We start from the raw sequence: 24,905 nt of genomic DNA on the forward strand, positions 1-24,905 counted from the left end.
ATCCGATGGCGGACGTCGCCGGATATGACGGAGTGAGCGATCAGGATCTGCTCGCCCGCCATGTTGAAGGCGACCCGGACGCCTTCGGCGAGCTCGTGCGGCGGCACCGGGACCGGCTCTGGGCCGTAGCCCTGCGCACGCTCGGGGACCGCGAGGAGGCCGCTGACGCCGTTCAGGACGCCCTCGTGTCCGCCTACCGGGCCGCCCACACCTTCCGCGGGCACGCGGCCGTCACGACGTGGCTGCACCGCATCACGGTGAACGCCTGCCTGGACCGTGCCCGCAAGGCGGCGTCCCGCAAGACCGCGCCCGTCGACGACGCCGAGCGTCTCGAGCAGCTGCTGGAGCCGCACGAGTCGGCATCGGCGCCCGCCGAGCGCAAGGATCTGCACCGGCAGCTCATCGAAGCCCTGGGCACCTTGCCGGCCGATCAGCGAGCGGCGCTCGTCCTGGTGGACATGCAGGGCTACCCCGTCGCCGAGGCCGCCCGCATCCTCGACGTGCCCACAGGCACCGTGAAGAGCCGGTGCGCCCGGGGCAGAGCCAGACTCCTGCCGCTGCTGACCCATCTTCGGCCGGAAAGCAGCAGCCAGAGCAAGAAACCGGGCGGGGAGCGGAACCGGACGCAGGGGACATCCGTCCCACCCGCAGCGGGACCGAGTCGAGCGGACCCGCCGGACACAGGACCAAGCGACTCAGCTGCAGTGAAGGGCGGAGGTGGGCGAGCGTGACGTCGACGACAGACATGGCCGGGCACCCGGACGTCGCCGAGATCTCCGACCTCGCCGAGGGCCTCCTCCCGCCGTCGCGCACCACGGACATACGGCAGCATCTGGAGCAGTGCGAGCTGTGTGCGGACGTGTATGCGTCCCTGGAGGAAATCCGAGGACTGCTCGGTACGCTGCCCGGTCCGGCGCGCATGCCCGCCGATGTCGCGGGCCGCATCGACGCCGCGCTCGCCGCTGAGGCCCTGCTTCAGGCCACCGCGCCCGAATCCACGGACGCCCGGGGCGTGGACGCGTCCCGTTCCGGCGAGGACGAGGGTGCGCATGTTTCACGTGAAACACCGGCACCGACGGACCGTCCCGCCGGTCGTCCCCGGTCCTCCACCACCGGCCCCGGCCGTAAAGGCCGCAGTCGAGACGGGCGCCGGAGGATCGCTGTTCTGGGTGCCGTGTTCACCGCCGCCGCACTGGGGCTCGGCTCCGTACTGCTGGCGTCGTTCAATGACGGCCAGCCGTCGGGCAACACAGCGCGGGAACAGCAGTCCGCCTCCGCAGACACCTTCTCCGAGGGCAAGCTGGAGAAGCAGGTCGCCGATCTCCTCGCCGAGAACCGCAGCGCGGGCGACGGCTCTCGAACGCCGGACTTCGACGTGGAGTCCGGCCCCAGCGCCAACAGCCCGAAGGTGCTCAAGCAGGCCACGGTCCCGGAGTGCGTCCGAGAGGGCATCGGCCGCAACGACGCAGCGCTCGCCGCGGAGGAAGGCACTTACAAGGGGAAGGAAGCACTGCTCGTGGTGCTTCCCGACGCCTCCGATGCCACCCGGGTGACCGCCTACATCGTCGAGGCGACCTGTGTGGATCACCCGTCGTCCACGACCACGGCCAAGGTCCTGCTGGAGCATTCCTACACGCACCGCTGAGCCCCCACGTCTCGTCTCCGTGTGCCCGGACACAGCGGGAATGCGCGCCCCTTAGGATCCGTTGGGTGGGGTGAGAGTTCCGAGAGAAGCTCCCACCGGTCGTACGACGCAGTCCAGAGACGAGGAATCAAGCCGTGAGCGACGTCCGTAACGTGATCATCATCGGCTCCGGGCCCGCCGGCTACACGGCGGCGCTCTACACCGCGCGCGCGTCGCTGAAGCCACTGGTGTTCGAGGGCGCCGTCACCGCCGGTGGCGCGCTGATGAACACCACCGAGGTGGAGAACTTCCCGGGCTTCCAGGACGGCATCATGGGCCCCGAGCTCATGGACAACATGCGCGCCCAGGCGGAGCGCTTCGGAGCCGAGCTCGTGCCGGACGACGTCGTCTCCGTCGACCTGACGGGCGAGATCAAGACCGTCACGGACACCGCGGGTACGGTCCACCGGGCCAAGGCCGTCATCGTCGCCACCGGCTCGCAGCACCGCAAGCTCGGCCTGCCCAACGAGGACGCCCTCTCCGGCCGCGGTGTCTCCTGGTGCGCCACCTGCGACGGCTTCTTCTTCAAGGACCAGGACATCGCCGTGATCGGTGGCGGTGACACCGCGATGGAGGAGGCGACCTTCCTCTCGCGCTTCGCCAAGTCCGTGACCGTCGTCCACCGCCGTGACACCCTGCGCGCCTCCAAGGCGATGCAGGAGCGTGCCTTCGCCGACCCGAAGATCTCGTTCGTCTGGGACAGCGAGGTCGCCGAGATCCAGGGCGACCAGAAGCTCTCGGGTCTGAAGCTGCGCAACGTCAAGACCGGCGAGCTCTCGGATCTTCCGGTGACCGGTCTGTTCATCGCGATCGGCCACGACCCGCGCACCGAGCTCTTCAAGGGCCAGCTGGAGCTGGACGAGGAGGGCTACCTGAAGGTCGACGCGCCCTCGACGCGTACGAGCCTCAAGGGTGTCTTCGGCGCCGGTGACGTGGTCGACCACACCTACCGCCAGGCGATCACGGCGGCCGGCACCGGTTGCGCCGCCGCCCTCGACGCCGAGCGCTTCCTCGCCGCTCTCGCCGACGAGGAGAAGGCCGAGCCCGAGAAGACCTCTGTCTGACCCCCATCCGCCCCACGCACAACCAGTTAAGGAGCCCGCCGTGGCCGGCACCCTGAAGAATGTGACCGACGACTCCTTCGAGCAGGACGTCCTCAAGAGCGACAAGCCCGTCCTGGTGGACTTCTGGGCCGCCTGGTGCGGTCCGTGCCGTCAGATCGCGCCGTCCCTTGAGGCGATCGCCGCCGAGTACGGCGACAAGATCGAGGTCGTCAAGCTCAACATCGACGAGAACCCGGGTACGGCCGCCAAGTACGGCGTGATGTCCATCCCGACCCTGAACGTGTACCAGCGTGGTGAGGTCGCCAAGACCATCGTCGGTGCGAAGCCCAAGGCCGCGATCGTGCGCGACCTTGAGGAGTTCATCGCCGACTGATCGGCTGAGCCGTCGCACCGACGGCGGATGTTTCACGTGAAACACGAATGGGTCAGCCCCGACGGGCTGGCCCATTCGCATGAGCGCAATCTTCCTCAGAGGGCGCAGCGCGGGTTACAGAGGGCGCAGCGCGGGTTCCTTCTGTACGGCGCCCAGCAGTCGGTCCAGCGCCATCTCCACGTCTTCCTTCCAGGACAGCGTCGTCCTCAGCTCCAGCCTCAGCCGCGGGTAGGTGGCGTGCTGCCGGACCGTCTTGAAGCCGACCGCCAGAAGATGGTCGGCGGGCAGCACGCAGGCGGGCTCTTTCCAGCGGGCGTCACCGAACGCCTCGATCGCCTTGAAGCCGCGTCGCAGCAGATCCTTGGCGACTGTCTGGACCATCACGCGGCCCAGCCCCTGGCCCTGGTAACCCGGCACGATGAAGGCGGTCATCAGCTGCACCGCGTCGGGTGAGACGGGGCTCGTGGGAAACGCCGTGGAGCGGGGGACGTAGGCGGGAGGGGCGTAGAGCACGAAGCCCACCGGCACGTCGTCCACGTAGACGACCCGCCCGCAGGATCCCCAGTCCAGCAGGACAGCGGAAATCCAGGCTTCCTTCTCCAGAGCAGGCGTGCCCGCCTTTACCGCGGCCTCGCCGCTGACTGGGTCCAACTCCCAGAAGACACACGAGCGACAGCGCTTGGGAAGGTCCTGAAGGTTGTCCAGCGTGAGCGGTACGAGCCGACGCCCCATGAAGGCTGTTCCTCGCTTCCTTCGCCCGCTGCATCGCGGGCGGCTGTCAGAGCGCTCCGTTCCTTGAGCAGGCTGCCGATGAACCCACCGATCGCGCCCAGCCCCAAGCCCGCGCTCACCAGTCCGGTGCGGCTCATCGTTCGCATGGGCTCCCTGCCTCCCTCTCCGAGGTACTGCCGGTGGATGCGCCATACCCCTCACGCATCGTATCCACGATGCGATTCCATCGATACCGGCAAAAAGCAAAGGGCGAGCCGTGTTCCGGTACACACCGGACACGGCCCGCCCCGCCGGCTCTACGGCGACACCACGCCGTACGCCGAAGGATCAGGACTCGGTGTCCTCGGAATCGTCCTCCAGAAGGCTCTTCTGCAGGACCGGCCCCTCGCCGGGAGCGAGGGTGCTGAGGATCCGCTCCAGATCCTCCATGGAGGCGAACTCGACGGTGATCTTGCCCTTCTTCTGGCCCAGGTCGACCTTCACCCGCGTCTCGAAGCGATCCGAGAGCCGCGTGGCGAGGTCGGACAGCGCCGGGGAGACCAGGGCACCTGCCCGAGGTCCCTTCGGACGCTGCTTCTTCTGCGGCCGCGACCCCATCAGAGTCACGATTTCCTCGACGGCCCGCACCGAGAGTCCCTCGGCCACGATCCGGTGTGCCAGCCGGTCCTGCTCCTCCGAGTCCTCGACGGACAGCAGCGCCCGCGCGTGACCGGCGGAGAGCACCCCGGCGGCCACCCGACGCTGCACCGCCGGCGAGAGCTTCAGCAGACGCAGAGTGTTGGAGACCTGCGGGCGAGACCGGCCGATGCGATCCGCCAATTGATCGTGCGTGCAGTTGAAATCCCTCAGCAGCTGGTCGTAGGCGGCCGCCTCTTCCAACGGGTTCAGCTGGGCGCGATGCAGGTTCTCCAGGAGAGCGTCCAGAAGGAGCTTCTCGTCCTCCGTGGCCCGCACGATCGCCGGGATGGCCTCCAGACCCGCTTCACGGCAGGCCCGCCAACGACGCTCGCCCATGATGAGCTCGTAGCGCGCGGGACCCACCTGACGCACGACGACCGGCTGGAGGAGGCCGACCTCCTTGATGGAGGTGATGAGCTCCTGAAGCGCGTCCTCGTCGAAGACCTCACGCGGCTGCCGAGGGTTCGGTGTGATCGCGTCGAGAGGGATCTCTGCGAAGTGGGCACCGATGGGAGGCGCGGGGACGGCCGCGGCGCCGTTGGTCGGCGGTTCCTCTGTTTCACGTGAAACAGGCGGCAGCGTGGCCACCTTCGCCGCGGCCACACCACGGTCGTTCGGCAGCACCGGAACCGCTGCGGGAGACGTGGAGGCCGCAGCCCCCATGGCGGCCTGAGCCACCGTCTTCTCCGTCGGGGCAGCAGGGATCAGCGCGCCGAGACCACGGCCCAACCCCCTCCGTCGCTCGCTCACTGGATCCCCTCCACCATGCTCGGGTCGTTCTGTTGTGCGCCGATGTGGGCGTGTGTGGCGTCGTAGCTGACGCCGACGCCCTTCAGCGCGATCTCGCGTGCCGCTTCCAGATAGGAGAGAGCACCGCTCGATCCTGGATCGTAGGTCAGCACCGTCTGTCCATAGCTCGGTGCCTCGGAGATACGGACGGAGCGGGGAATGCTCGTCCGCAGTACCTCATCGCCGAAGTGGTTGCGCACCTCCTCCGCGACCTGGGACGCGAGCCGCGTCCGGCCGTCGTACATGGTGAGCAGGATGGTCGACACATGCAGGGCGGGGTTGAGGTGCCCCCGCACCAGGTCGACGTTGCGCAGCAGCTGGCCGAGGCCCTCCAGCGCGTAGTACTCGCACTGGATCGGGATCAGGACCTCCTGGCCCGCCACCAGCGCGTTGACCGTCAGCAGGCCGAGCGAGGGCGGGCAGTCGATGAGGATGTAGTCCAGCGGCTGCTCGTACGCCTGGATCGCCCGCTGCAGCCGGCTCTCCCGGGCCACCAGGGACACCAGCTCGATCTCCGCACCGGCGAGATCGATCGTGGCAGGTGCGCAGAAGAGGCCCTCAACATCGGGGACCGGCTGGACGACTTCCGCCAGCGGCTTGCTCTCGACCAACACGTCGTAGATGGACGGGACTTCGGCGTGATGGTCGATACCCAGCGCCGTGGACGCGTTGCCCTGAGGGTCGAGGTCGATCACCAGGACACGGGCGCCGTGCAGGGCCAGCGATGCGGCAAGGTTGACGGTCGTCGTCGTCTTGCCCACGCCCCCCTTCTGGTTGGCGACCACGATGACACGGGTCCGCTCGGGCCGTGGCAGGCCCTCACCGGCGCGGCCTAGAGCCTCCACCGCCAGTTGGGCAGCACGACCGATGGGAGTGTCGTCCATCGGAGGCGGTGTTTCACGTGAAACATCCGCCCCCATCGACTCGGTACGGGGACCGGGGACCGGATCGGTCATCGGTCCCGCGATGTTGGCGTCGGACCGCAAGGATTCACTCTCCTCGACTTCAGGCTCGCAATGAACAGAGCCTCCCATGTCTTCGGGGTCGTGAACCAGTGAGGCCTGGTGTTCTGTGGAGAAATCCACCTCTGTGGACAACTCCGTGCCCCCCACGGGGGACGCAGGGTCATTGGAGACTGGGCCCTCTCCGAGGGAACCGAGAGGCTTGCGGTCGCGGGGTTCGGCCGCAGCGCGGCCACGACTGATGATGCCGTGCAACAGTGAGCGACGTTTCACGTGAAACACGATGCATAGCGGTTTCAGCCGCGCCCGCGCGACACTCCGAGATGCATAGGTTTGGCAGCTTGTGTGGAGTACGGCTGGTCGTCAGGACGGATCAGCCAACGGCCACATCAACGACGACGGCGGGCCCGCCCCGTCCGTGCCGCCTTCGCCCGCTTGGCCGCGAAGCGCACCCCACCCGGGCTCTCCCCGACCTCCACCCGGACCACCGTGGACAGGGGGTCCACGATCCCCTCGCCCACGTGCAGGATCGAGGTCTCCACGGCACCGAGCTTGCTGAGCGCCGTGGCCGCGGCCTTGAGTTCCTCCTCGGCCGTGTCACCCTTCAGCGCGAGCATCTCCCCGTACGGCCGCAGCAGCGGAATGCCCCAGGTGGCGAGACGGTCGAGCGGGGCCACGGCCCGCGCGGTCACGACGTGCACCGGCGGGATCTTCCCCATGACCTCCTCGGCCCGGCCACGCACCACCGTCACATGGTCCAGGCCCAGCAGCTCCACGACCTCCGTCAGGAAGGTGGTGCGGCGCAGCAGCGGCTCCAGCAGCGTGATCTTCAGGTCCTCACGCACCAGTGCCAGCGGAATCCCGGGCAGGCCGGCACCGGAGCCCACATCGCATACCGTCACACCCTCGGGGACCACCTCCGAGAGCACCGCGCAGTTCAGCAGGTGCCGCTCCCACAGCCGGGGCACCTCGCGCGGGCCGATCAGACCACGCTGTACACCCGCCTCAGCGAGCAGCTCGGCATAGCGGACCGCGTCGGCGAGCCGTTCGCCGAACACCTCGCGGGCCTGCTCGGGCGCGGGGGGAAGCTCCGCTGCCTCCGTCACGGGGGACCGTCCTTCCGTACATCAGCGCACCGGGCGCCGACACCAGAACCACCAGAACTATCAGGCTGACAAAGTTCGGCCCCGCCTGCGCAACAGACGGGGCCGGGAAACGTACGGGCCGATCAGGCGGGAAGCACGACGACGAAGCGCTGCGGCTCCTCGCCCTCGGACTCGCTGCGCAGGCCCGCGGCCTTGACCGCGTCGTGCACGACCTTGCGCTCGAACGGCGTCATCGGCTTCAGCCGCACGGCCTCGCCGGTGCTCTTGACCTCGGCGGCGGCCTTGGCGCCCAGTTCCGACAGTTCGGTGCGCTTGCGGGCGCGGTACCCCGCGATGTCCAGCATCAGCCGGCTGCGGTCACCGGTCTCCCGATGCACGGCCAGGCGCGTGAGCTCCTGGAGGGCCTCCAGCACCTCACCGTCGCGGCCGACCAGCTTCTGCAGGTCGCGGCTGCCCGTGTCGCTGATGATCGACACGGAGGCGCGGTCGGCCTCGACGTCCATGTCGATGTCGCCGTCGAGGTCGGCGATGTCGAGCAGACCCTCGAGGTAGTCCGCCGCGATCTCGCCCTCCTGCTCCAGGCGGGTCAGGGTGTCTGCACCCTCGGCAGCGGCGGAGGTGGTGCCTTCCGTCACGGGATGGACTCCTTCTTACTTCTTGGACGGGGACTTGGGCCGCTGCGGACCCTTGCGCTGTCCGGACTGGGCCTTGCTGCGGGTAGCGGAGCCGGGCTTCGCGGTGCCCTTCTTGGCAGCGGCGGCGGAGTTGGCGTCCCCTGGCTCGTCGGACTTGGTCAGCGACGTCTTCTGCTCGGCCTCAGCTGCCGCCTTCGTGGCCTGGCGCTGGGCCTTGGTCTGCCGCTTGGGCTGCTGGCGCCTGGGGGCCGCGGCGGTCGGCGTGCCGTCCTCGGTCTGGGTGGCGACGGCGGTCTCGCTCTTGATCACGGTTCCGTCGGACTGGGCGGCCAGGCCCGCCTTGTTCAGACCGTTGATGAACTTGCGCTCGTACTCGTTGCGGTCGCGGCCCTTGGCGACGATGGCCTTGATGTAGACCCTGTCCCGGCGCCGGCTGACCTTGCCGCGGTGCGTGACGTGCTTGTACAGGCGGTCCAGGTAGGCGGACTGGGCCTTGGAACCCGGGGTCGGGTTGTTGTGGATGACGTACATCTGCTGGCCCATGGTCCACAGGTTGGTGGTCAGCCAGTAGACGAGGACACCGACCGGGAAGTTGATGCCGAAGACGGCGAAGATGATGGGGAAGACGTACATCAGCATCTTCTGCTGCTGCATGAACGGCGTCTTCACCGTCGTGTCGACGTTCTTCGTCATCAGCTGGCGCTGCGTGTAGAACTGCGACAGCGACATCAGGACGATCATGATCGCCGTGACGACCCGCACGTCGGTCAGCGAGGCCTGGAGCGCTTCGACCTTGGACGAGCTGTCCGTGAACTTCGCGGCCAGCGGGGCACCGAAGATGTGGGCCTTCTGCGCGCTCTCCAGCAGGCTCTTGTTGATCACGCCGATGGTGTCGTTCGACGCGATGCTGTTGAGCACGTGGTACAGAGCGAAGAAGAACGGGGACTGCGCCAGAATGGGAAGGCACGAGGAGAGCGGGTTGGTGCCCGTCTCCTTGTAGAGCTTCATCATCTCTTCGGACTGGCGCTGCTTGTCGTTCTTGTAGCGGTCCTGGATCTTCTTCATCTCGGGCTGCAGGGTCTGCATGGCCCGGGTCGCCTTGATCTGCTTCACGAAGAGCGGGATCAGGCAGATGCGGATCAGGATCACCAGGGACACGATGGACAGGCCCCAGGCCCAGCCGGTGTCAGCGCCGAAGAGCGCGCCGTACACCTTGTGGAACTGGACGATGACCCAGGAGACAGGTGTCGTGATGAAGCTGAAGAGGCTGGCAATCGTGTCCACTAATCATGCTCCTTGGGCATGGGACGAGGTCTCTGCGGCCGGGCTCGAAGGACTCGACGGACTCGTGGGAGAAGTCTGTCCCTCGGTGGCCGGTTCGCCGGCGGAGGGCCCGCCCTTGCGTGCGCGCCAGGCGTCACGCAGCATTTCGTGCCACCGCGGACGCTTGCGCGGGGGGACATGGTCCACACCGCCCGGCGACCACGGATTGCACCGCAGGATGCGCCAGGCCGTGAGCGCCGTGCCCTTGACCGCACCGTGCCGGTCGATGGCCGTGTAGCCGTAGTGGGAACACGACGGGTAGTACTTGCACACCGGCCCGAGCAGCGGACTGATCGTCCACTGGTACAGCTTGATCAGGGCCAGCAGTGGGTACTTCATCGCGCGCCCCCTCCCAGCAGCCGCTGCAGAGCGGCATCCAGGTCTCGGACCAGCTGTGCATGGTCGGCGTCACCCGCACCGGGCAGCGCTCGTACGACTACCAGGCTACCGGGGGGAAACAGGTCGACTCGGTCGCGCATCAGATGGCGAAGCCTGCGCTTCACCTTGTTGCGCACGACCGCGCCGCCCACGGCCTTGCTCACGACGAAACCCGCACGCGTCGGGGGAGCGCTCTCCCCAGGCGCATGCGGGTCCGTGGCACCGCTACGAAGATGGACGACGAGGGTCGGGCGACCAGCCCGGCGACCTCGTCGTACCGCGGTCGCGAAGTCCTCGCGCCGCCTCAGCCGGTTCTCGGTGGGCAGCACGACGTCATGACCTGACCGGGATCAGGCGGACAGACGGGCGCGACCCTTGCTACGGCGGGACGCGAGAATCGCGCGGCCGGCACGGGTGCGCATACGCAGCCGGAAGCCGTGGGTCTTCGCGCGACGACGGTTGTTCGGCTGGAAGGTGCGCTTGCTCACTCGGGGGCTCCAGAAGAAATCGGGGTTGGCGGGGTGCCGTCCTGGCTGTCACCGTGCGCCCACGAGTAGCTCGCGTTACGCCCGAGTGCACCGCTGACCGATCACTTTGACGCGATCTGTGCCCATCGGAGGCAGGCGGCAGCAGCCATCGACAACTCGACCTGGTTACGGTACGCGCGGCTGCGCCATCCGGTCAAACCAGGGGCCCCGGGGAGACACTATCCACAGCCTGGGGACAACAACTTGAACCGCACCCGTCGCCCTGACTACCGTGACTGGACTCCGATTCGTTCCCTTGTCCCCACCCACACCCGATTTACATCCCGACCCGTCCCCGAACCACACGTTCGAGTGGACCTGTGAGAGAGCGTGCCCTGTGGCTGACGTACCTGCCGATCTTGCCGCAGTGTGGCCACGCGTATTGGAGCAGCTTCTCGGCGAGGGCCGTGGCCAGGGTGTCGAGGCGAAGGACGAGCACTGGATCCGGCGCTGTCAGCCGCTCGCGCTGGTCGCCGACACGGCCCTGCTCGCCGTACCGAACGAATTCGCGAAGGGCGTGCTCGAGGGCCGCCTGGCCCCGATCGTCAGCGAGACGCTGAGCCGCGAGTGCGGCCGCCCGATCCGGATCGCGATCACCGTCGACGACTCCGCCGGCGAACCCCCGGCCCCGCCGGCGCCCCCCGCCCGCCCCCAGTCGCGCTACGACGAGCCCGAGCTCCCGTCCGCCGGCCAGGGCAGGGACGGCTACGACCAGGGCCGCGACGGATACGACGGATACGGCCGCCACCGCGCCGACCAGCACCCCGGCGGCGACCAGCTGCCCGGCCCGCGCGCGGATCAGCTCCCGACCGCCCGCCCCGCCTACCCGTCCGAGTACCAGCGCCCCGAGCCCGGCTCCTGGCCGCGCCCCCCGCAGGACGAGTACGGCTGGCAGCAGCAGCGGCTCGGCTTCCCGGAGCGGGACCCGTACGCCTCGCCGTCGCAGGACACGTACGGCTCGCAGGACGCGTACGGAGGACAGGACTCGTACGGCTCGCCGTCGCAGGACGCTTACGGGTCCCAGGAGACCTACGGTGCGAAGGACTCGTACGGCTCGCAGGACTACCGCCCGCAGGCCATGGAGCGCCCGTCGTACGACCAGGCGCGCTCCGACTACGAGACGTCACGCCCCGACTACGACCAGCGCGACCCCGTCCGCCGGGAGCTGCCGGATCCGCCGACCGGCTCCGGTCATGTGCACCGCGGCGGTCCGGTCGGGCCGAACCTGCCCACCACCGGCGCGCCGGGCCCGCTGGCCGCGCAGCCCGCGCCGGCGACCGGCCCCGGTGAGCCGACCGCGCGGCTGAACCCGAAGTACCTCTTCGACACGTTCGTCATCGGCGCGTCCAACCGCTTCGCGCACGCGGCCGCGGTCGCCGTCGCCGAGGCGCCCGCGAAGGCGTACAACCCCCTCTTCATCTACGGGGAGTCCGGGCTCGGCAAGACGCACCTGCTGCACGCGATCGGACACTACGCGCGGAGCCTGTACCCGGGCACGCGCGTGCGGTACGTGAGCTCGGAGGAGTTCACCAACGAGTTCATCAACTCCATCCGCGACGGCAAGGGCGACAGCTTCCGCAAGCGCTACCGCGAGATGGACATCCTGCTCGTCGACGACATCCAGTTCCTGGCGGACAAGGAGTCGACGCAGGAGGAGTTCTTCCACACCTTCAACACGCTCCACAACGCCAACAAGCAGATCGTGCTGTCCAGCGACCGGCCGCCCAAGCAGCTGGTCACGCTGGAGGACAGGTTGAGGAACCGTTTCGAATGGGGCCTCATCACCGACGTCCAGCCGCCCGAGCTGGAGACCCGCATCGCGATCCTGCGCAAGAAGGCGGTGCAGGAGCAGCTGAACGCGCCGCCGGAGGTGCTGGAGTTCATCGCCTCCCGGATCTCGCGGAACATCCGTGAGCTGGAGGGCGCGCTGATCCGGGTGACGGCGTTCGCTTCGCTGAACCGGCAGCCGGTGGACCTGGGCCTGACGGAGATCGTCCTCAAGGACCTGATCCCCGGTGGCGAGGACTCGGCCCCGGAGATCACGTCGACGGCGATCATGGGCGCGACCGCCGACTACTTCGGTCTCACGGTGGAGGACCTGTGCGGCACCTCGCGCGGGCGCGCGCTGGTGACCGCCCGGCAGATCGCCATGTACCTGTGCCGCGAGCTGACGGACCTGTCGCTGCCGAAGATCGGCGCGCTGTTCGGCGGCCGCGATCACACGACGGTGATGCACGCCGACCGCAAGATCCGCAATCTGATGGCCGAGCGGCGGTCCATCTACAACCAGGTCACCGAGCTGACCAACCGCATCAAGAACGGCTGACGGCCACCGTCATACGCCACTGAGGGCGCCTCCGGGAGTGATCCGGGGGCGCCCTTCGTCATGCCGGGAGACGCGCGGCTCGTCATGCGGGGAGACGCGCGGCGGCACACGCGCGTGCAACCCGCTGTTCGAATAGCTGCCGAGTTACGGCCACTCTCCACAGATTCGGCGACTTTTTCCCGTCCACATCCTGGGGACCGTGAAGTTGTCCCGATCCTGTCCACAGCAGAGGGTGTTGAGGAACCATCAGGCCAGCTCAGACCCATGTGGATTCGTGGATGAACGATCTCCACAGACTGTGGACAGCGCGTTGGTCCACAGCCTGTGCACCGAGTTGTCCACCGGCAACCCACAGGCTGGGGCCGGTTGTCCCCAGTGATCCCCGGCTTCTCCACATGCCTGTCCACTGTTCGGCAACGCGACGCGCCTTCTCACCGCGTCGAGTGAAAGGCGTCACACCAAGGTGCCGGGTTGGGCTGTGGGAAAGCCGGGTAAAACTGGGGACGGCGCTGGGGAGAACTCGCCCCGGCCTGTGCACGGGGTGTGCAGAACTTTCCGTTCTCCACAGCGACCCCTGGTTGTCCACGGCCGCCGCCCACAGGCCCCGTGGACAAAATCTCCGCGCTGAGCTGGGCAAACGTGGTTATCCACGGTATCCACAGGCCCTACTACTACGTCCGACTAGAGAGAGCGCGGAATTCGTTTCGAAGTGGGTCCTGTGCACAACTCACGCTCTCGTGCCCGGCTGCCCCTCGTCACGACTTGACCCCGAGCGGCACCTACTGTCAGTGCCGTGCGTCAGACTGGTCCCCGGTGTCCTTCCCTTCACAGGGGCCGGCGACACCGAGTCAGACGACGAAGGCGAAGCAGGGCGAGAACGCCGGCAACAGCAGGAGGCGGCTTACGGTGAAGATCCGGGTGGAACGCGACGTACTCGCGGAGGCAGTGGCCTGGGCGGCGCGCAGCCTCCCGGCCCGTCCGCCGGCGCCTGTCCTCGCCGGCCTGCTGCTGAAGGCCGAGGACGGCCAGCTGAGCCTGTCCAGCTTCGACTACGAGGTCTCCGCGCGTGTGTCCGTGGAGGCCGAGGTCGAGGAGGAGGGCACGGTCCTGGTCTCCGGCCGCCTGCTCGCGGACATCTCCCGCGCGCTCCCCAACCGTCCGGTGGAGATTTCCACAGACGGTGTACGGGCGACGGTGGTGTGCGGCTCCTCGCGGTTCACACTCCACACGCTGCCTGTGGAGGAGTACCCGGCGCTGCCGCAGATGCCGAACGCGACGGGCACGGTCCCGGGCGAGGTCTTCTCCTCCGCCGTGCAGCAGGTCGCCATCGCCGCCGGCCGTGACGACACGTTGCCCGTCCTCACCGGTGTCCGCATCGAGATCGAGGGCGACACGGTCACGCTGGCCTCCACCGACCGCTACCGCTTCGCGGTCCGCGAGTTCCTGTGGAAGCCGGAGAACCCGGAGGCCTCCGCGGTCGCCCTGGTGCCCGCCAAGACGCTTCTGGACACCGCCAAGTCGCTGGGCGCCGGGGACAGCGTGACGCTGGCGCTGTCCGGCTCGGGCGCCGGCGAGGGCCTGATCGGTTTCGAGGGCGCGGGCCGCCGCACGACCACGCGGCTGCTGGAGGGCGACCTCCCGAAGTACCGCACGCTGTTCCCGACGGAGTTCAACTCGATCGCCGTGATCGAGACCGCCCCCTTCGTGGAGGCCGTCAAGCGTGTGTCCCTGGTCGCCGAGCGCAACACCCCGGTGCGGCTCAGCTTCGAGCAGGGCGTGCTGATCCTGGAGGCCGGCTCCAGCGACGACGCACAGGCTGTGGAAAGGGTCGACGCCCAGCTGGAGGGCGACGACATCTCGATCGCCTTCAACCCGACGTTCCTGCTGGACGGCCTGAGCGCGATCGACTCCCCGGTGGCCCAGCTGTCCTTCACGACCTCCACGAAGCCGGCGCTGCTCAGCGGCAAGCCGGCGGTGGACGCCGAGGCGGACGAGGCCTACAAGTACCTGATCATGCCGGTGCGGCTGAGCGGCTGATCGGCTCGGCTCCGCTGACGGTTGTCCACAGGGTGAGGACGAAGCCGCAGGTGGGGGCGTGCGCATGAGCGCGTATGCCCACAGATGTGCGCGAGCGTCCGGGTTTAGGCTCGGACGCGAGTACGACGCCGTCCCGGCATGCGGATGCCGGGCGCGGACGTACCGCCACGCCACGTCGCACACCTAAGGAACACAACTGATGGAGCTCGGTCTCGTCGGCCTCGGCAAGATGGGCGGCAACATGCGCGAGCGGATCCGCCGCGCGGGCCACACCGTCATCGGATACGACCGCAACCCGGACCTCGCGGATGTCCACAGCCTCGGAGAGCTTGTGGGCAAGCTCTCCGGCCCTCGGGTGGTCTGGGTGATGGTCCCGGCCGGCGAGCCCACCCAGTCCACCATCGACGAGCTCGCCGAGCTGCTGGAGCCCGGTGACGTCGTCGTGGACGGCGGCAACTCGCGTTGGACGGACGACGAGCGGCACGCCGAGGAGCTGGCCGCCAAGGGCATCGGCTTCGTCGACTGCGGCGTCTCCGGTGGCGTGTGGGGCCTTGAGAACGGCTATGCGCTGATGTACGGCGGTGACGCCGGGAACGTCGCCAAGGTGCAGCCGATCTTCGACGCCCTCAAGCCGGAGGGCCCGTACGGCTCGGTGCACGCCGGCAAGGTCGGCGCGGGTCACTTCGCGAAGATGGTCCACAACGGCATCGAGTACGCGATGATGCAGGCCTACGCCGAGGGCTGGGAGCTGCTGGAGAAGGTCGACTCCGTCACCGACGTCCGGGAGGTCTTCCGCTCCTGGCAGGAGGGCACCGTCATCCGCTCCTGGCTGCTGGACCTCGCGGTGAACGCCCTGGACGAGGACGAGCACCTGGAGGGGCTCCGGGGTTATGCACAGGACTCCGGTGAGGGACGCTGGACTGTGGAGGCGGCGATCGACCACGCGGTGCCGCTGCCGGCGATCACCGCGTCGCTGTTCGCGCGGTTCGCCTCCCGCCAGGACGACTCGCCGCAGATGAAGATGATCGCGGCGCTGCGGAACCAGTTCGGCGGCCACGCGGTCGAGAAGAAGTAAGCGAGGGTTGGGGAGGTCGGCGAAACGACCATGCACGTCACGCATCTGTCGCTGGCCGACTTCCGTTCGTATCCCCGGGTCGAGGTCCCGCTCGACCCGGGGGTGACGGCCTTCGTCGGCCCGAACGGGCAGGGCAAGACGAACCTCGTCGAGGCGATCGGCTATCTCGCCACGCTCGGCAGCCACCGCGTCTCCTCCGACGCGCCCCTGGTCCGCATGGGCGCCGACCGGGCGATCATCCGGGCGCAGGTCAGGCAGGGCGACCGCCAGCAGCTCATCGAGCTGGAGCTGAACCCGGGCAGGGCCAACCGGGCCCGGATCAACAGGTCCTCGCAGGTCAGACCCCGGGACATCCTCGGCATCGTACGGACCGTGCTGTTCGCGCCGGAGGATCTCGCCCTGGTGAAGGGCGACCCGGGCGAGCGCCGCCGGTTCCTCGACGAACTGATCACCGCCCGCTCCCCGCGCATGGCCGGCGTCCGCTCCGACTACGACCGCGTCCTCAAGCAGCGCAACACCCTGCTCAAGTCGGCCGCGCTGGCCCGCCGGCACGGTGGCCGCACCATGGACCTGTCCACCCTCGACGTCTGGGACCAGCACCTCGCCCGCGCGGGCGCCGAGCTGCTCGCCCAGCGGCTCGACCTGATCGCCGCGATCCAGCCGCTGGCCGACAAGGCGTACGAGCAGCTGGCCCCCGGCGGCGGCCCGGTCGCGCTGGAGTACAAGCCGTCCGCACCCGGCGAGGCGCACACCCGTGAGGACCTCCACGAGCAGCTGATGGCCGCGCTCGCCGAGGCCCGCAAACAGGAGATCGAGCGGGGCGTCACCCTCGTCGGACCCCACCGGGACGACCTGCTCCTCAAGCTGGGCCAGATGCCCGCGAAGGGGTACGCCTCCCACGGCGAGTCCTGGTCCTACGCGCTGGCCCTGCGCCTGGCCTCGTACGACCTGCTGCGCGCCGAGGGCAACGAGCCGGTGCTCGTGCTCGACGACGTCTTCGCCGAGCTGGACACCCGGCGCCGCGAGCGCCTGGCCGAGCTGGTCGCGCCCGGCGAGCAGGTCCTGGTGACCGCCGCGGTCGACGACGACGTGCCGCATGTGCTGTCCGGGGCGCGGTTCGCCGTGGCCGAGGGGACGGTGGAGCGCGTATGAGCGAGAACACACCCGAGATTCCCTTCGGGCGCCCACCCGGGAACCCTGTCGAACGCGCACCAGGACCCCCACCAGAGCGCGCACCTGGGAGCACGCCCCGGAAAGCCCCGGCTGCATCCGGCGGCGCCCCGCAGAAGTCCCCCGAACCCTCCGGCGTCGACCTCGCGCGCGTGGCGCTGCGCGCGGCGAAGGAGGCGGCACGCGCGCGTGGCGATGCGGTACAGCAGAAGAAGCAGGCGCGGCGCGGCGGTCTGCGCTCCGGCGCGGGCGCCGACCGCCGCGACCCCATGGCGCTGGGCGCCGCGATCAACCGGCTCATCACCGAGCGCGGCTGGGAGGCCCCTGCCGCGGTGGGCGGGGTGATGGGACGCTGGCCGCAGATCGTCGGCGAGGACGTGGCCAAGCACTGCGTGCCGGAGAAGTACGACGAGGACGAGCGCGTCCTGAGTGTGCGCTGCGACTCCACGGCCTGGGCGACGAACCTGCGCCTGCTCGCGCCGACACTGGTCGCCCGCCTCAACGAGGACCTCGGGCACGGCACCGTACGGATGATCAAGGTCAACGGCCCCGGTGGCCCGGCCCGCCGCTACGGCCCGCTGCGCGCTCCCGGCAGCACCGGGCCCGGCGACACCTACGGCTGACACAAGCGTTCGAGGGTCGTCCGGGACCCCTATCGAGTCGTCCGGGGCCCGTATCGGGCCGTCCGGGACCTCTCTCCACAGCTGTGGACAACAGGTGACTGACATCACATCAGTGGGCGTCGGCAGTGGTTCGGAACCGCCGGCGCCCGTTTCGTCGTAGCACCGCACACGGTCGTGCATCGCGACCTGACTCCTAAGTAGCCAAGGGTTGACGGCCCGAAGCGCTGAGTGCCTCCGTGAGCCTCTTGGAGCCCCCATCCGCATATCGGGAGTCGGCCGAGGATGGTTCAGGGCGGCACATGCGGACTCAGGTACCGGCAAACCCCCATCACTGTCGGCGCTACCGGTAGACTGGAAGGCAATCCCGCCCCAATCGTGGGGACCGTCCGGGAAGAGCTGAGCAACGCTGATCAAGGCTTACCAACGCAACATGCCGCAGCCGCTCCGGCAACCCGCCGACGAGCCCGGCTCGTGCTGTGCCAGAAAGGGCGCTTCGTGGCCGATTCCGGCAACCCCAACGAGAACATCCCGTCCACCGACGCCGGCGCCAGCGGCGCGGTGATCTCGTCGAACGGCGAGGTCACCGCCTCGTACGACGCCAGTGCCATCACCGTCCTCGAGGGTCTGGACGCGGTCCGCAAGCGACCCGGTATGTACATCGGCTCCACCGGTGAGCGCGGCCTGCACCACCTCGTGCAGGAGGTCGTCGACAACTCCGTCGACGAGGCGCTGGCCGGGTACGCGGACACGATCGACGTGACGATCCTCGCCGACGGCGGCGTGCGCGTCACCGACAACGGCCGTGGCATCCCGGTGGACATCCACCCGGTCGAGAAGAAGCCGGCCGTCGAGGTCGTGCTGACCGTGCTGCACGCGGGCGGCAAGTTCGGCGGCGGCGGCTACGCGGTCTCCGGTGGTCTGCACGGTGTCGGTGTCTCCGTCGTGAACGCCCTGTCGACCAAGGTGTCCGTCGAGATCAAGCGCGACGGCTACCGCTGGACGCAGGACTACAAGATGGGCGTCCCCACCGCCCCGCTCGCCAAGCACGAGGCGGTCGAGGACTCCGGCACGACGGTCACGTTCTGGGCCGACCCGGACATCTTCGAGACGACGGAGTACTCCTTCGAGACGCTCTCGCGGCGTTTCCAGGAGATGGCGTTCCTCAACAAGGGGCTGCGGATCAACCTCACCGACGAGCGCGAGTCGGCGAAGGCCACGGCCGGGGCGGACGAGGCCGGCGAGGACGAGAAGCACGAGGTCAAGCACGTCTCGTACTACTACGAGGGCGGCATCGTCGACTTCGTGAAGTACCTCAACTCCCGCAAGGGAGACCTGGTGCACCCCACCGTCATCGACCTGGAGGCCGAGGACAGGGACAAGCACCTGTCCCTCGAGGTCGCGATGCAGTGGAACAGCGGCTACACCGAGGGCGTGTACTCCTTCGCCAACATCATCCACACCCACGAGGGCGGTACGCACGAAGAGGGCTTCCGCGCCGCGCTGACCTCGCTCATCAACAAGTACGCGCGCGACAAGAAGCTGCTGCGCGAGAAGGACGACAACCTCACGGGCGACGACATCCGCGAGGGTCTGACCGCGATCCTCTCGGTCAAGCTGAGCGAGCCCCAGTTCGAGGGCCAGACCAAGACCAAGCTGGGCAACACCGAGGTGAAGACCTTCGTCCAGAAGGTCGTCTACGAGCACCTCGCCGACTGGCTGGACCGCAACCCCAACGAGGCCGCGGACATCGTCCGCAAGGGCATCGCGGCGGCCACCGCGCGCGTGGCGGCCCGCAAGGCCCGCGACCTGACCCGCCGCAAGGGCCTGCTGGAGACCGCCTCGCTGCCGGGCAAGCTGGCCGACTGCCAGTCCAACGACCCGGCCAAGTGCGAGATCTTCATCGTCGAGGGTGACTCCGCCGGCGGCTCGGCCAAGTCCGGCCGCAACCCGCAGTACCAGGCGATCCTCCCGATCCGCGGCAAGATCCTCAACGTCGAGAAGGCGCGCATCGACCGCATCCTGCAGAACCAGGAGATCCAGGCGATGATCTCCGCGTTCGGCACGGGCGTGCACGAGGACTTCGACATCGAGAAGCTCCGCTATCACAAGATCATCCTGATGGCGGACGCCGACGTCGACGGCCAGCACATCAACACCCTGCTGCTGACCTTCCTGTTCCGCTTCATGCGGCCGCTGGTCGAGGCCGGGCACGTGTACCTCTCCCGCCCGCCGCTCTACAAGATCAAGTGGGGCAAGGACGACTTCGAGTACGCGTACTCCGACCGCGAGCGTGACGCCCTGATCGAGATGGGCCGCCAGGCCGGCAAGCGCATCCGGGACGACTCGGTCCAGCGCTTCAAGGGCCTCGGCGAGATGAACGCCGAGGAGCTGCGCATCACGACCATGGACCAGGAGCACCGCGTCCTCGGCCAGGTCACCCTCGACGACGCCGCCCAGGCCGACGACCTGTTCTCGGTCCTGATGGGCGAGGACGTCGAGGCCCGCCGCGCGTTCATCCAGCGCAACGCCAAGGACGTCCGCTTCCTCGACATCTGAGTCGGTCTCAGCTGACCGCACCAGGAAGGACCTTCACCAGCAATGACCGACGAGAACACTCCCGTCACGCCTGAGGACGACGGCCTGGCCCTGCGCGTCGAGCCCGTCGGGCTCGAGACGGAGATGCAGCGCTCCTACCTCGACTACGCGATGTCCGTCATCGTCTCGCGTGCGCTGCCGGACGTCCGCGACGGCCTCAAGCCCGTCCACCGCCGTGTGCTGTACGCGATGTACGACGGCGGCTACCGCCCCGAGCGCGGCTTCTACAAGTGCGCCCGCGTGGTCGGCGACGTCATGGGCAACTACCACCCGCACGGCGACTCCTCCATCTACGACGCCCTGGTCCGCCTCGCCCAGCCCTGGTCGATGCGCATGCCGCTCGTCGACTCCAACGGCAACTTCGGCTCCCCGGGCAACGACCCGGCGGCGGCGATGCGCTACACCGAGTGCAAGATGGCGCCGCTGTCGATGGAGATGGTCCGCGACATCGACGAGGAGACCGTCGACTTCACGGACAACTACGACGGCCGCTCCCAGGAGCCGACCGTCCTGCCGTCCCGGTTCCCGAACCTGCTGATCAACGGCTCGGCCGGTATCGCGGTCGGCATGGCGACCAACATCCCGCCGCACAACCTGCGCGAGGTCGCCTCCGGCGCCCAGTGGTATTTGGAGCACCCGGAGGCCTCGCACGAGGAGCTGCTGGACGCGCTCATCGAGCGCATCAAGGGCCCGGACTTCCCGACCGGCGCGCTCGTCGTGGGCCGCAAGGGCATCGAGGAGGCGTACCGCACGGGCCGCGGCTCCATCACCATGCGCGCGGTCGTCGAGGTCGAGGAGATCCAGGGCCGCCAGTGCCTGGTGGTCACGGAGCTGCCGTACCAGGTCAACCCCGACAACCTCGCGCAGAAGATCGCCGACCTGGTGAAGGACGGCAAGATCGGCGGCATCGCGGACGTCCGTGACGAGACGTCGTCCCGTACGGGCCAGCGTCTGGTCATCGTGCTCAAGCGGGACGCGGTCGCCAAGGTCGTCCTGAACAACCTCTACAAGCACACCGACCTGCAGACGAACTTCGGCGCCAACATGCTGGCGCTGGTCGACGGCGTGCCGAGGACGCTGTCGCTGGACGCGTTCATCCGCCACTGGGTGAACCACCAGATCGAGGTCATCGTCCGCCGTACGCGCTTCCGCCTGCGCAAGGCCGAGGAGCGCGCCCACATCCTGCGCGGTCTGCTGAAGGCCCTGGACGCCATCGACGAGGTCATCGCGCTGATCCGGCGCAGCGACACCGTCGAGATCGCGCGCGGCGGCCTGATGACCCTCCTGGAGATCGACGAGATCCAGGCCAACGCCATCCTCGAGATGCAGCTGCGCCGCCTGGCCGCCCTGGAGCGCCAGAAGATCGTCCAGGAGCACGACGAGCTCCAGGCGAAGATCACCGAGTACAACGAGATCCTGGCCTCCCCGATCCGCCAGCGCGGCATCGTCAGCGAGGAGCTGGCCGCGATCGTCGAGAAGTACGGCGACGACCGCAAGACCATGCTGGTGCCCTACGACGGCGACATGTCCATGGAGGACCTGATCGCCGAGGAGGACATCGTCGTCACGGTCACGCGCGGCGGCTACATCAAGCGCACCAAGACCGACGACTACCGGGCCCAGAAGCGCGGCGGCAAGGGCGTACGCGGCGCGAAGCTGAAGGAAGACGACATCGTCGACCACTTCTTCGTGTCCACCACGCACCACTGGCTGCTGTTCTTCACCAACAAGGGCCGCGTCTACCGTGTGAAGGCCTACGAGCTCCCCGACGCGGGCCGGGACGCGCGCGGGCAGCACGTCGCGAACCTGCTCGCCTTCCAGCCGGACGAGGCGATCGCCGAGATCCTCGCGATCCGCGACTACGAGGCGGTCCCGTACCTGGTCCTGGCGACCAAGGCGGGTCTGGTGAAGAAGACGCCACTGAAGGATTACGATTCGCCGCGCTCCGGCGGTGTCATCGCCATCAACCTCCGTGAGCGGGAGGACGGTTCCGACGACGAACTGATCGGAGCCGAACTCGTCTCGGCCGATGACGATCTGCTCCTGATCAGCAAGAAGGCGCAGTCGATCAGGTTCACCGCCTCGGACGAAACCCTGCGTCCCATGGGCCGTGCGACCTCGGGCGTCAAGGGCATGAGTTTCCGTGAGGGCGACGAGCTGCTCTCGATGAATGTTGTTCGACCCGGTACGTTCGTGTTCACTGCCACCGACGGTGGGTACGCGAAGCGGACCGCCGTCGACGAGTACCGCGTCCAGGGTCGCGGCGGCCTCGGCATCAAGGCCGCCAAGATCGTCGAGGACCGCGGTTCGCTCGTCGGCGCGCTGGTGGTCGAGGAGACCGACGAGATCCTCGCCATCACACTGTCTGGTGGTGTGATTCGTACGCGAGTCAACGAGATCAGGGAGACAGGCCGTGACACCATGGGCGTCCAACTGATCAATCTGGGCAAGCGCGATGCCGTGGTCGGCATCGCACGCAACGCCGAGGCGGGACGCGAGGCGGAGGAGGTCGACGGCGATGTGGCCGTCGACGAGACCGCCGAGGACATCGCGACCAGCGGCACGGACGAGGGTGAGGCGCCCTCGGCCGAGTAGGACGAGGAGTGAGTCAGCGTGAGCGGAGCCACGGGCGCCGGATCGGCCGGTACCTCAAGGGGTACGGAAACGGGCGGCGGCGGCCGTGGCTCCGCCGCGCAGGCGAGCGACCCGCACACGACCCAGCTGAAGGCGGTCAAGTCGCCCGCCGAGGACTCGTCCAAGTCGCCCGCGAGGGACTCGTCCTCTTCTGAGACTCATGGATCCCAGGGGGGAACTGTGACGGACACCCGAGGCCCGCACACCCAGCAGCCCACCGCTGGAGCGGGCCCGGCCGCTCCGGGCGCCCAGCCGCAGCCGGCGCCCCAGCAGGAGGCCGCCGCGCAGCCTGCCTCACCCCTGCCGGGGGAGCGGCAGCCGCAGCATTCCTCCGGGCCGTACCACCCGCCGCAGGCCTACCCGTCGCAGGCGGGCCCGGCCAGTGCCGTACGCCGCCCGCGCACGGGCGCGCGCACCATGCCCCGCGTCCGCAAGGCCCGCCTGCGCGTGGCGAAGGCCGACCCCTGGTCGGTGATGAAGGTCAGCTTCCTGCTCTCCATCGCGCTGGGCATCTGCACGATCGTCGCCTCGGCGGTGCTGTGGATGGTCATGGACGCCATGGGCGTCTTCTCGACCGTCGGCGGCACGATCTCCGAGGCGACCGGTTCGAGCGAGTCGAACGGCTTCGACCTCCAGGCGTTCCTGTCCCTCCCGAACGTCCTGCTCTTCACGACGATCATCGCGGTCATCGACGTCGTCCTGGCGACGGCCCTCGCGACGCTCGGCGCGTTCATCTACAACCTCTCGGCGGGCTTCGTCGGCGGCGTGGAGCTGACGCTGGCGGAGGACGAGTGACCGGGGCCGGTCAGGGTGATTCCGGGTCCCCTGACGGTCCCCCGACAATCGATTTTGGGACTGCCCGCCTCGTGCGCTAATCTTCAGGAGTCAGCGCGCGGGACACCCACCGCAGAGCGCGGCGGGGCTATAGCTCAGTTGGTTAGAGCGCATCCCTGATAAGGATGAGGCCACAGGTTCAAATCCTGTTAGCCCCACCAGCGAAAAAGACCCCCAACCGATCGTGGTTGGGGGTCTTTGGCATCTACGGAAAGCGAGCAGGGTGCCGCAGGTGTGCCGGGCGAGCCGGCACCGTGATGCGGCGGACACCGGCCCGCTTCACCAGGCGGTCGAAGGTGCGGGAGAAGCCCACCGGGTCGATCATGCCGCCGTGCTGCCTGCGTCCTCGTCCTGGTCCTCGGGCTCCGCCGCAGTGAGGTCCTGGGCCTGCGCTGGCCGGATGGGCCCTGATCACTCGAGCCAAAGCAGCTCCAGCCCAAAGCCGCTACGCCGACCTCAGCGCCGTCGTCGGCAGGCGCGACCACGGCAGGTCTAATCGCCCCCAGCCGGGTGCGCCGTCAGCGGAGCTGGGGAGAGTGGTGGGTTGGCGGATCGTCTGTGTCGCTGTTCGGCTGTCAGAGCTGGGCGCTACCTTGAGGCCCCACTAGCCGGCGACCACGGAAAGGAGCTGGCCATGGGTGCCAGCGGGTGGAACTACGTCACTGCTTACAGAGGAAGCATCGAGGCGACGCTGGAGGCCCTTCACGACGAGGTCTTTCAGGAGCTGTACGGCGACGGCGAGGAGTATGAGAGCCGTGAGGAGCTGTACGCCGACGAGGAATTCATGGGCGAAGAGGGCACTCATTCGATCTTGGACGTCCACCGCATAGTCGAGACGACCGAGCTCCCGCAGCAACGGGAAGCGGACTACTTCACGCTCCGCCCGCTGCCCACTGCCCGGCTTGTGCAGCACTTTGGCACGGATCGCCCAACCGTGCAGCAGTACGAAGACGCGATGGCTCGGGCCTATGAGGCCATGCGCACCAGACATCCCCTGGACCAGGACACGACCCTGCTTGGTGAAGACAGGATGCGCTGGACCGGCGTCTACGTAGTCCTCTACACCGACAGCCAGCCCACCCATGTCGGCTTCTTCGGTTCTTCCGGGGACTGAGACTCACACGCCAAGGTCGGACCGGCGCAGCACTGCCACTACTCAGGCCACGCCAGTCGGGTCTGCCCGGCGCATACGCGGTATGGGCAAGGGGGCGAGGCTTGTCAAGATCACATTCGGCGACCGACATCAGCGGCTGACACCAACAAGCGCGAACACCAGCGGTCTGTGTCGAACCTGAGCGGACGGTGCAGCGGTCCGGACGGTGGAAGACCGGACAGGCTCCGTATCCCTTCCACGTCAGCG

General features: G+C 68.4%; 22 protein-coding genes, 1 tRNA gene and 1 pseudogene. 14 read left to right on the plus strand and 10 right to left on the minus strand.

The window, feature by feature from the left end; genetic code table 11:
- Positions 1-5: 5 nt before the first annotated feature.
- The 4 genes from sigM to trxA all read left to right on the plus strand — a co-directional run bounded on the left by sigM (position 6) and on the right by trxA (position 3,121).
- On the plus strand, positions 6-731 hold the full coding sequence (sigM, locus tag ACYVMZ_RS17695; protein WP_461080621.1) for an RNA polymerase sigma factor SigM: 726 nt from the start codon (positions 6-8) through the stop codon (positions 729-731).
- Positions 728-1,645 carry an anti-sigma factor family protein gene (locus ACYVMZ_RS17700; RefSeq protein WP_461080623.1) on the plus strand — a complete coding sequence of 306 codons (918 nt, stop codon included), beginning with the start codon at positions 728-730 and terminating at the stop codon, positions 1,643-1,645. Before sigM ends, ACYVMZ_RS17700 begins: the two co-directional genes overlap by 4 nt.
- A gap of 134 nt (positions 1,646-1,779) precedes the next feature.
- Positions 1,780-2,748: a thioredoxin-disulfide reductase gene (gene trxB / locus ACYVMZ_RS17705; protein ID WP_461080625.1), complete on the plus strand. Its 969-nt coding sequence runs from the start codon at positions 1,780-1,782 to the stop codon at positions 2,746-2,748.
- A gap of 40 nt (positions 2,749-2,788) precedes the next feature.
- Entirely contained in the window at positions 2,789-3,121 is a 333-nt protein-coding gene (gene trxA, locus ACYVMZ_RS17710) for a thioredoxin (protein WP_381019405.1), read from the plus strand.
- 114 nt (positions 3,122-3,235) lie between these two features.
- Here the strand turns inward: trxA and ACYVMZ_RS17715 are convergent, their stop codons facing one another.
- The 9 genes from ACYVMZ_RS17715 to rpmH all read right to left on the minus strand — a co-directional run bounded on the left by ACYVMZ_RS17715 (position 3,236) and on the right by rpmH (position 10,212).
- The gene (locus ACYVMZ_RS17715; protein ID WP_461080627.1) at positions 3,236-3,853 is read right to left on the minus strand and encodes a GNAT family N-acetyltransferase; all 618 of its coding nucleotides are present in this window, start codon (positions 3,851-3,853) and stop codon (positions 3,236-3,238) included.
- Between the two features lie 327 nt (positions 3,854-4,180).
- Positions 4,181-5,281, minus strand: coding sequence for a ParB/RepB/Spo0J family partition protein (locus ACYVMZ_RS17720; RefSeq protein ID WP_461080629.1), 1,101 nt, complete (start codon positions 5,279-5,281; stop codon positions 4,181-4,183).
- Positions 5,278-6,354 (minus strand): ParA family protein, encoded by a 1,077-nt coding sequence (locus ACYVMZ_RS17725; RefSeq protein ID WP_461080631.1) that lies wholly within the window; start codon positions 6,352-6,354, stop codon positions 5,278-5,280. The genes ACYVMZ_RS17720 and ACYVMZ_RS17725 overlap by 4 nt, the downstream gene beginning before the upstream one ends.
- 317 nt (positions 6,355-6,671) lie before the next feature.
- Positions 6,672-7,388, minus strand: a complete 717-nt coding sequence (gene rsmG / locus ACYVMZ_RS17730; RefSeq protein ID WP_461080633.1) for a 16S rRNA (guanine(527)-N(7))-methyltransferase RsmG — start codon at positions 7,386-7,388, stop codon at positions 6,672-6,674.
- Between the two features lie 122 nt (positions 7,389-7,510).
- Complete coding sequence (locus tag ACYVMZ_RS17735; protein WP_461080635.1) at positions 7,511-8,023, minus strand: Jag family protein; 513 nt, start codon at positions 8,021-8,023, stop codon at positions 7,511-7,513.
- A 15-nt stretch (positions 8,024-8,038) separates the two neighbouring features.
- Positions 8,039-9,307, minus strand: coding sequence for a membrane protein insertase YidC (gene yidC / locus ACYVMZ_RS17740; protein ID WP_461080637.1), 1,269 nt, complete (start codon positions 9,305-9,307; stop codon positions 8,039-8,041).
- 3 nt (positions 9,308-9,310) lie between these two features.
- Positions 9,311-9,685, minus strand: a complete 375-nt coding sequence (gene yidD / locus ACYVMZ_RS17745) for a membrane protein insertion efficiency factor YidD (RefSeq protein WP_461080639.1) — start codon at positions 9,683-9,685, stop codon at positions 9,311-9,313.
- Complete coding sequence (rnpA, locus tag ACYVMZ_RS17750; RefSeq protein WP_461080641.1) at positions 9,682-10,053, minus strand: ribonuclease P protein component; 372 nt, start codon at positions 10,051-10,053, stop codon at positions 9,682-9,684. The genes yidD and rnpA overlap by 4 nt, the downstream gene beginning before the upstream one ends.
- Positions 10,054-10,074: 21 nt before the next feature.
- The gene (gene rpmH, locus ACYVMZ_RS17755) at positions 10,075-10,212 is read right to left on the minus strand and encodes a 50S ribosomal protein L34 (protein WP_003956500.1); all 138 of its coding nucleotides are present in this window, start codon (positions 10,210-10,212) and stop codon (positions 10,075-10,077) included.
- 376 nt (positions 10,213-10,588) lie between these two features.
- On the opposite strand from rpmH, the gene dnaA reads away from it, so the two are divergent.
- The 9 genes from dnaA (at position 10,589) to ACYVMZ_RS17800 (ending at position 23,706) form a co-directional block, all read left to right on the plus strand.
- The gene (gene dnaA / locus ACYVMZ_RS17760) at positions 10,589-12,577 is read left to right on the plus strand and encodes a chromosomal replication initiator protein DnaA (RefSeq protein ID WP_461080643.1); all 1,989 of its coding nucleotides are present in this window, start codon (positions 10,589-10,591) and stop codon (positions 12,575-12,577) included.
- A 906-nt stretch (positions 12,578-13,483) separates the two neighbouring features.
- Complete coding sequence (gene dnaN, locus ACYVMZ_RS17765) at positions 13,484-14,614, plus strand: DNA polymerase III subunit beta (RefSeq protein WP_461080645.1); 1,131 nt, start codon at positions 13,484-13,486, stop codon at positions 14,612-14,614.
- Positions 14,615-14,813: 199 nt separating this feature from the next.
- Complete coding sequence (gene gnd, locus ACYVMZ_RS17770) at positions 14,814-15,689, plus strand: phosphogluconate dehydrogenase (NAD(+)-dependent, decarboxylating) (RefSeq protein ID WP_461080647.1); 876 nt, start codon at positions 14,814-14,816, stop codon at positions 15,687-15,689.
- A 30-nt stretch (positions 15,690-15,719) separates the two neighbouring features.
- Positions 15,720-16,841 carry a DNA replication/repair protein RecF gene (gene recF / locus ACYVMZ_RS17775; RefSeq protein WP_461080649.1) on the plus strand — a complete coding sequence of 374 codons (1,122 nt, stop codon included), beginning with the start codon at positions 15,720-15,722 and terminating at the stop codon, positions 16,839-16,841.
- Entirely contained in the window at positions 16,838-17,482 is a 645-nt protein-coding gene (locus ACYVMZ_RS17780; RefSeq protein WP_461080651.1) for a DciA family protein, read from the plus strand. Before recF ends, ACYVMZ_RS17780 begins: the two co-directional genes overlap by 4 nt.
- A gap of 495 nt (positions 17,483-17,977) precedes the next feature.
- Positions 17,978-20,038, plus strand: coding sequence for a DNA topoisomerase (ATP-hydrolyzing) subunit B (gene gyrB / locus ACYVMZ_RS17785; protein ID WP_461080653.1), 2,061 nt, complete (start codon positions 17,978-17,980; stop codon positions 20,036-20,038).
- 42 nt (positions 20,039-20,080) lie between these two features.
- Complete coding sequence (gene gyrA, locus ACYVMZ_RS17790) at positions 20,081-22,672, plus strand: DNA gyrase subunit A (protein ID WP_461080655.1); 2,592 nt, start codon at positions 20,081-20,083, stop codon at positions 22,670-22,672.
- 18 nt (positions 22,673-22,690) lie between these two features.
- On the plus strand, positions 22,691-23,506 hold the full coding sequence (locus ACYVMZ_RS17795; protein WP_461080657.1) for a DUF3566 domain-containing protein: 816 nt from the start codon (positions 22,691-22,693) through the stop codon (positions 23,504-23,506).
- A gap of 123 nt (positions 23,507-23,629) precedes the next feature.
- Positions 23,630-23,706, plus strand: a tRNA-Ile gene (locus ACYVMZ_RS17800).
- A 49-nt stretch (positions 23,707-23,755) separates the two neighbouring features.
- On the opposite strand, the pseudogene ACYVMZ_RS17805 reads toward ACYVMZ_RS17800, so the two are convergent.
- Positions 23,756-23,882: pseudogene (locus ACYVMZ_RS17805) on the minus strand (site-specific integrase); the annotation flags it as partial.
- Between the two features lie 297 nt (positions 23,883-24,179).
- Between ACYVMZ_RS17805 and ACYVMZ_RS17810 the strand changes: the two are divergent.
- Positions 24,180-24,659: a hypothetical protein gene (locus tag ACYVMZ_RS17810; protein ID WP_461080659.1), complete on the plus strand. Its 480-nt coding sequence runs from the start codon at positions 24,180-24,182 to the stop codon at positions 24,657-24,659.
- Positions 24,660-24,905 lie beyond the last annotated feature (246 nt).

Source organism: Streptomyces deserti (assembly GCF_054782695.1).

Coding starts and splice junctions, on each gene's coding strand:
- ACYVMZ_RS17715 (WP_461080627.1), bottom strand. CDS start 3,853: ATGGGGCGTCGGCTCGTACCGCTCACGCTGGACAACCTTCAGGACCTT.
- gyrA (WP_461080655.1), top strand. CDS start 20,081: ATGACCGACGAGAACACTCCCGTCACGCCTGAGGACGACGGCCTGGCC.
- ACYVMZ_RS17780 (WP_461080651.1), top strand. CDS start 16,838: ATGAGCGAGAACACACCCGAGATTCCCTTCGGGCGCCCACCCGGGAAC.
- ACYVMZ_RS17810 (WP_461080659.1), top strand. CDS start 24,180: ATGGGTGCCAGCGGGTGGAACTACGTCACTGCTTACAGAGGAAGCATC.
- sigM (WP_461080621.1), top strand. CDS start 6: ATGGCGGACGTCGCCGGATATGACGGAGTGAGCGATCAGGATCTGCTC.
- ACYVMZ_RS17725 (WP_461080631.1), bottom strand. CDS start 6,354: ATGGGAGGCTCTGTTCATTGCGAGCCTGAAGTCGAGGAGAGTGAATCC.
- recF (WP_461080649.1), top strand. CDS start 15,720: ATGCACGTCACGCATCTGTCGCTGGCCGACTTCCGTTCGTATCCCCGG.
- gnd (WP_461080647.1), top strand. CDS start 14,814: ATGGAGCTCGGTCTCGTCGGCCTCGGCAAGATGGGCGGCAACATGCGC.
- yidD (WP_461080639.1), bottom strand. CDS start 9,685: ATGAAGTACCCACTGCTGGCCCTGATCAAGCTGTACCAGTGGACGATC.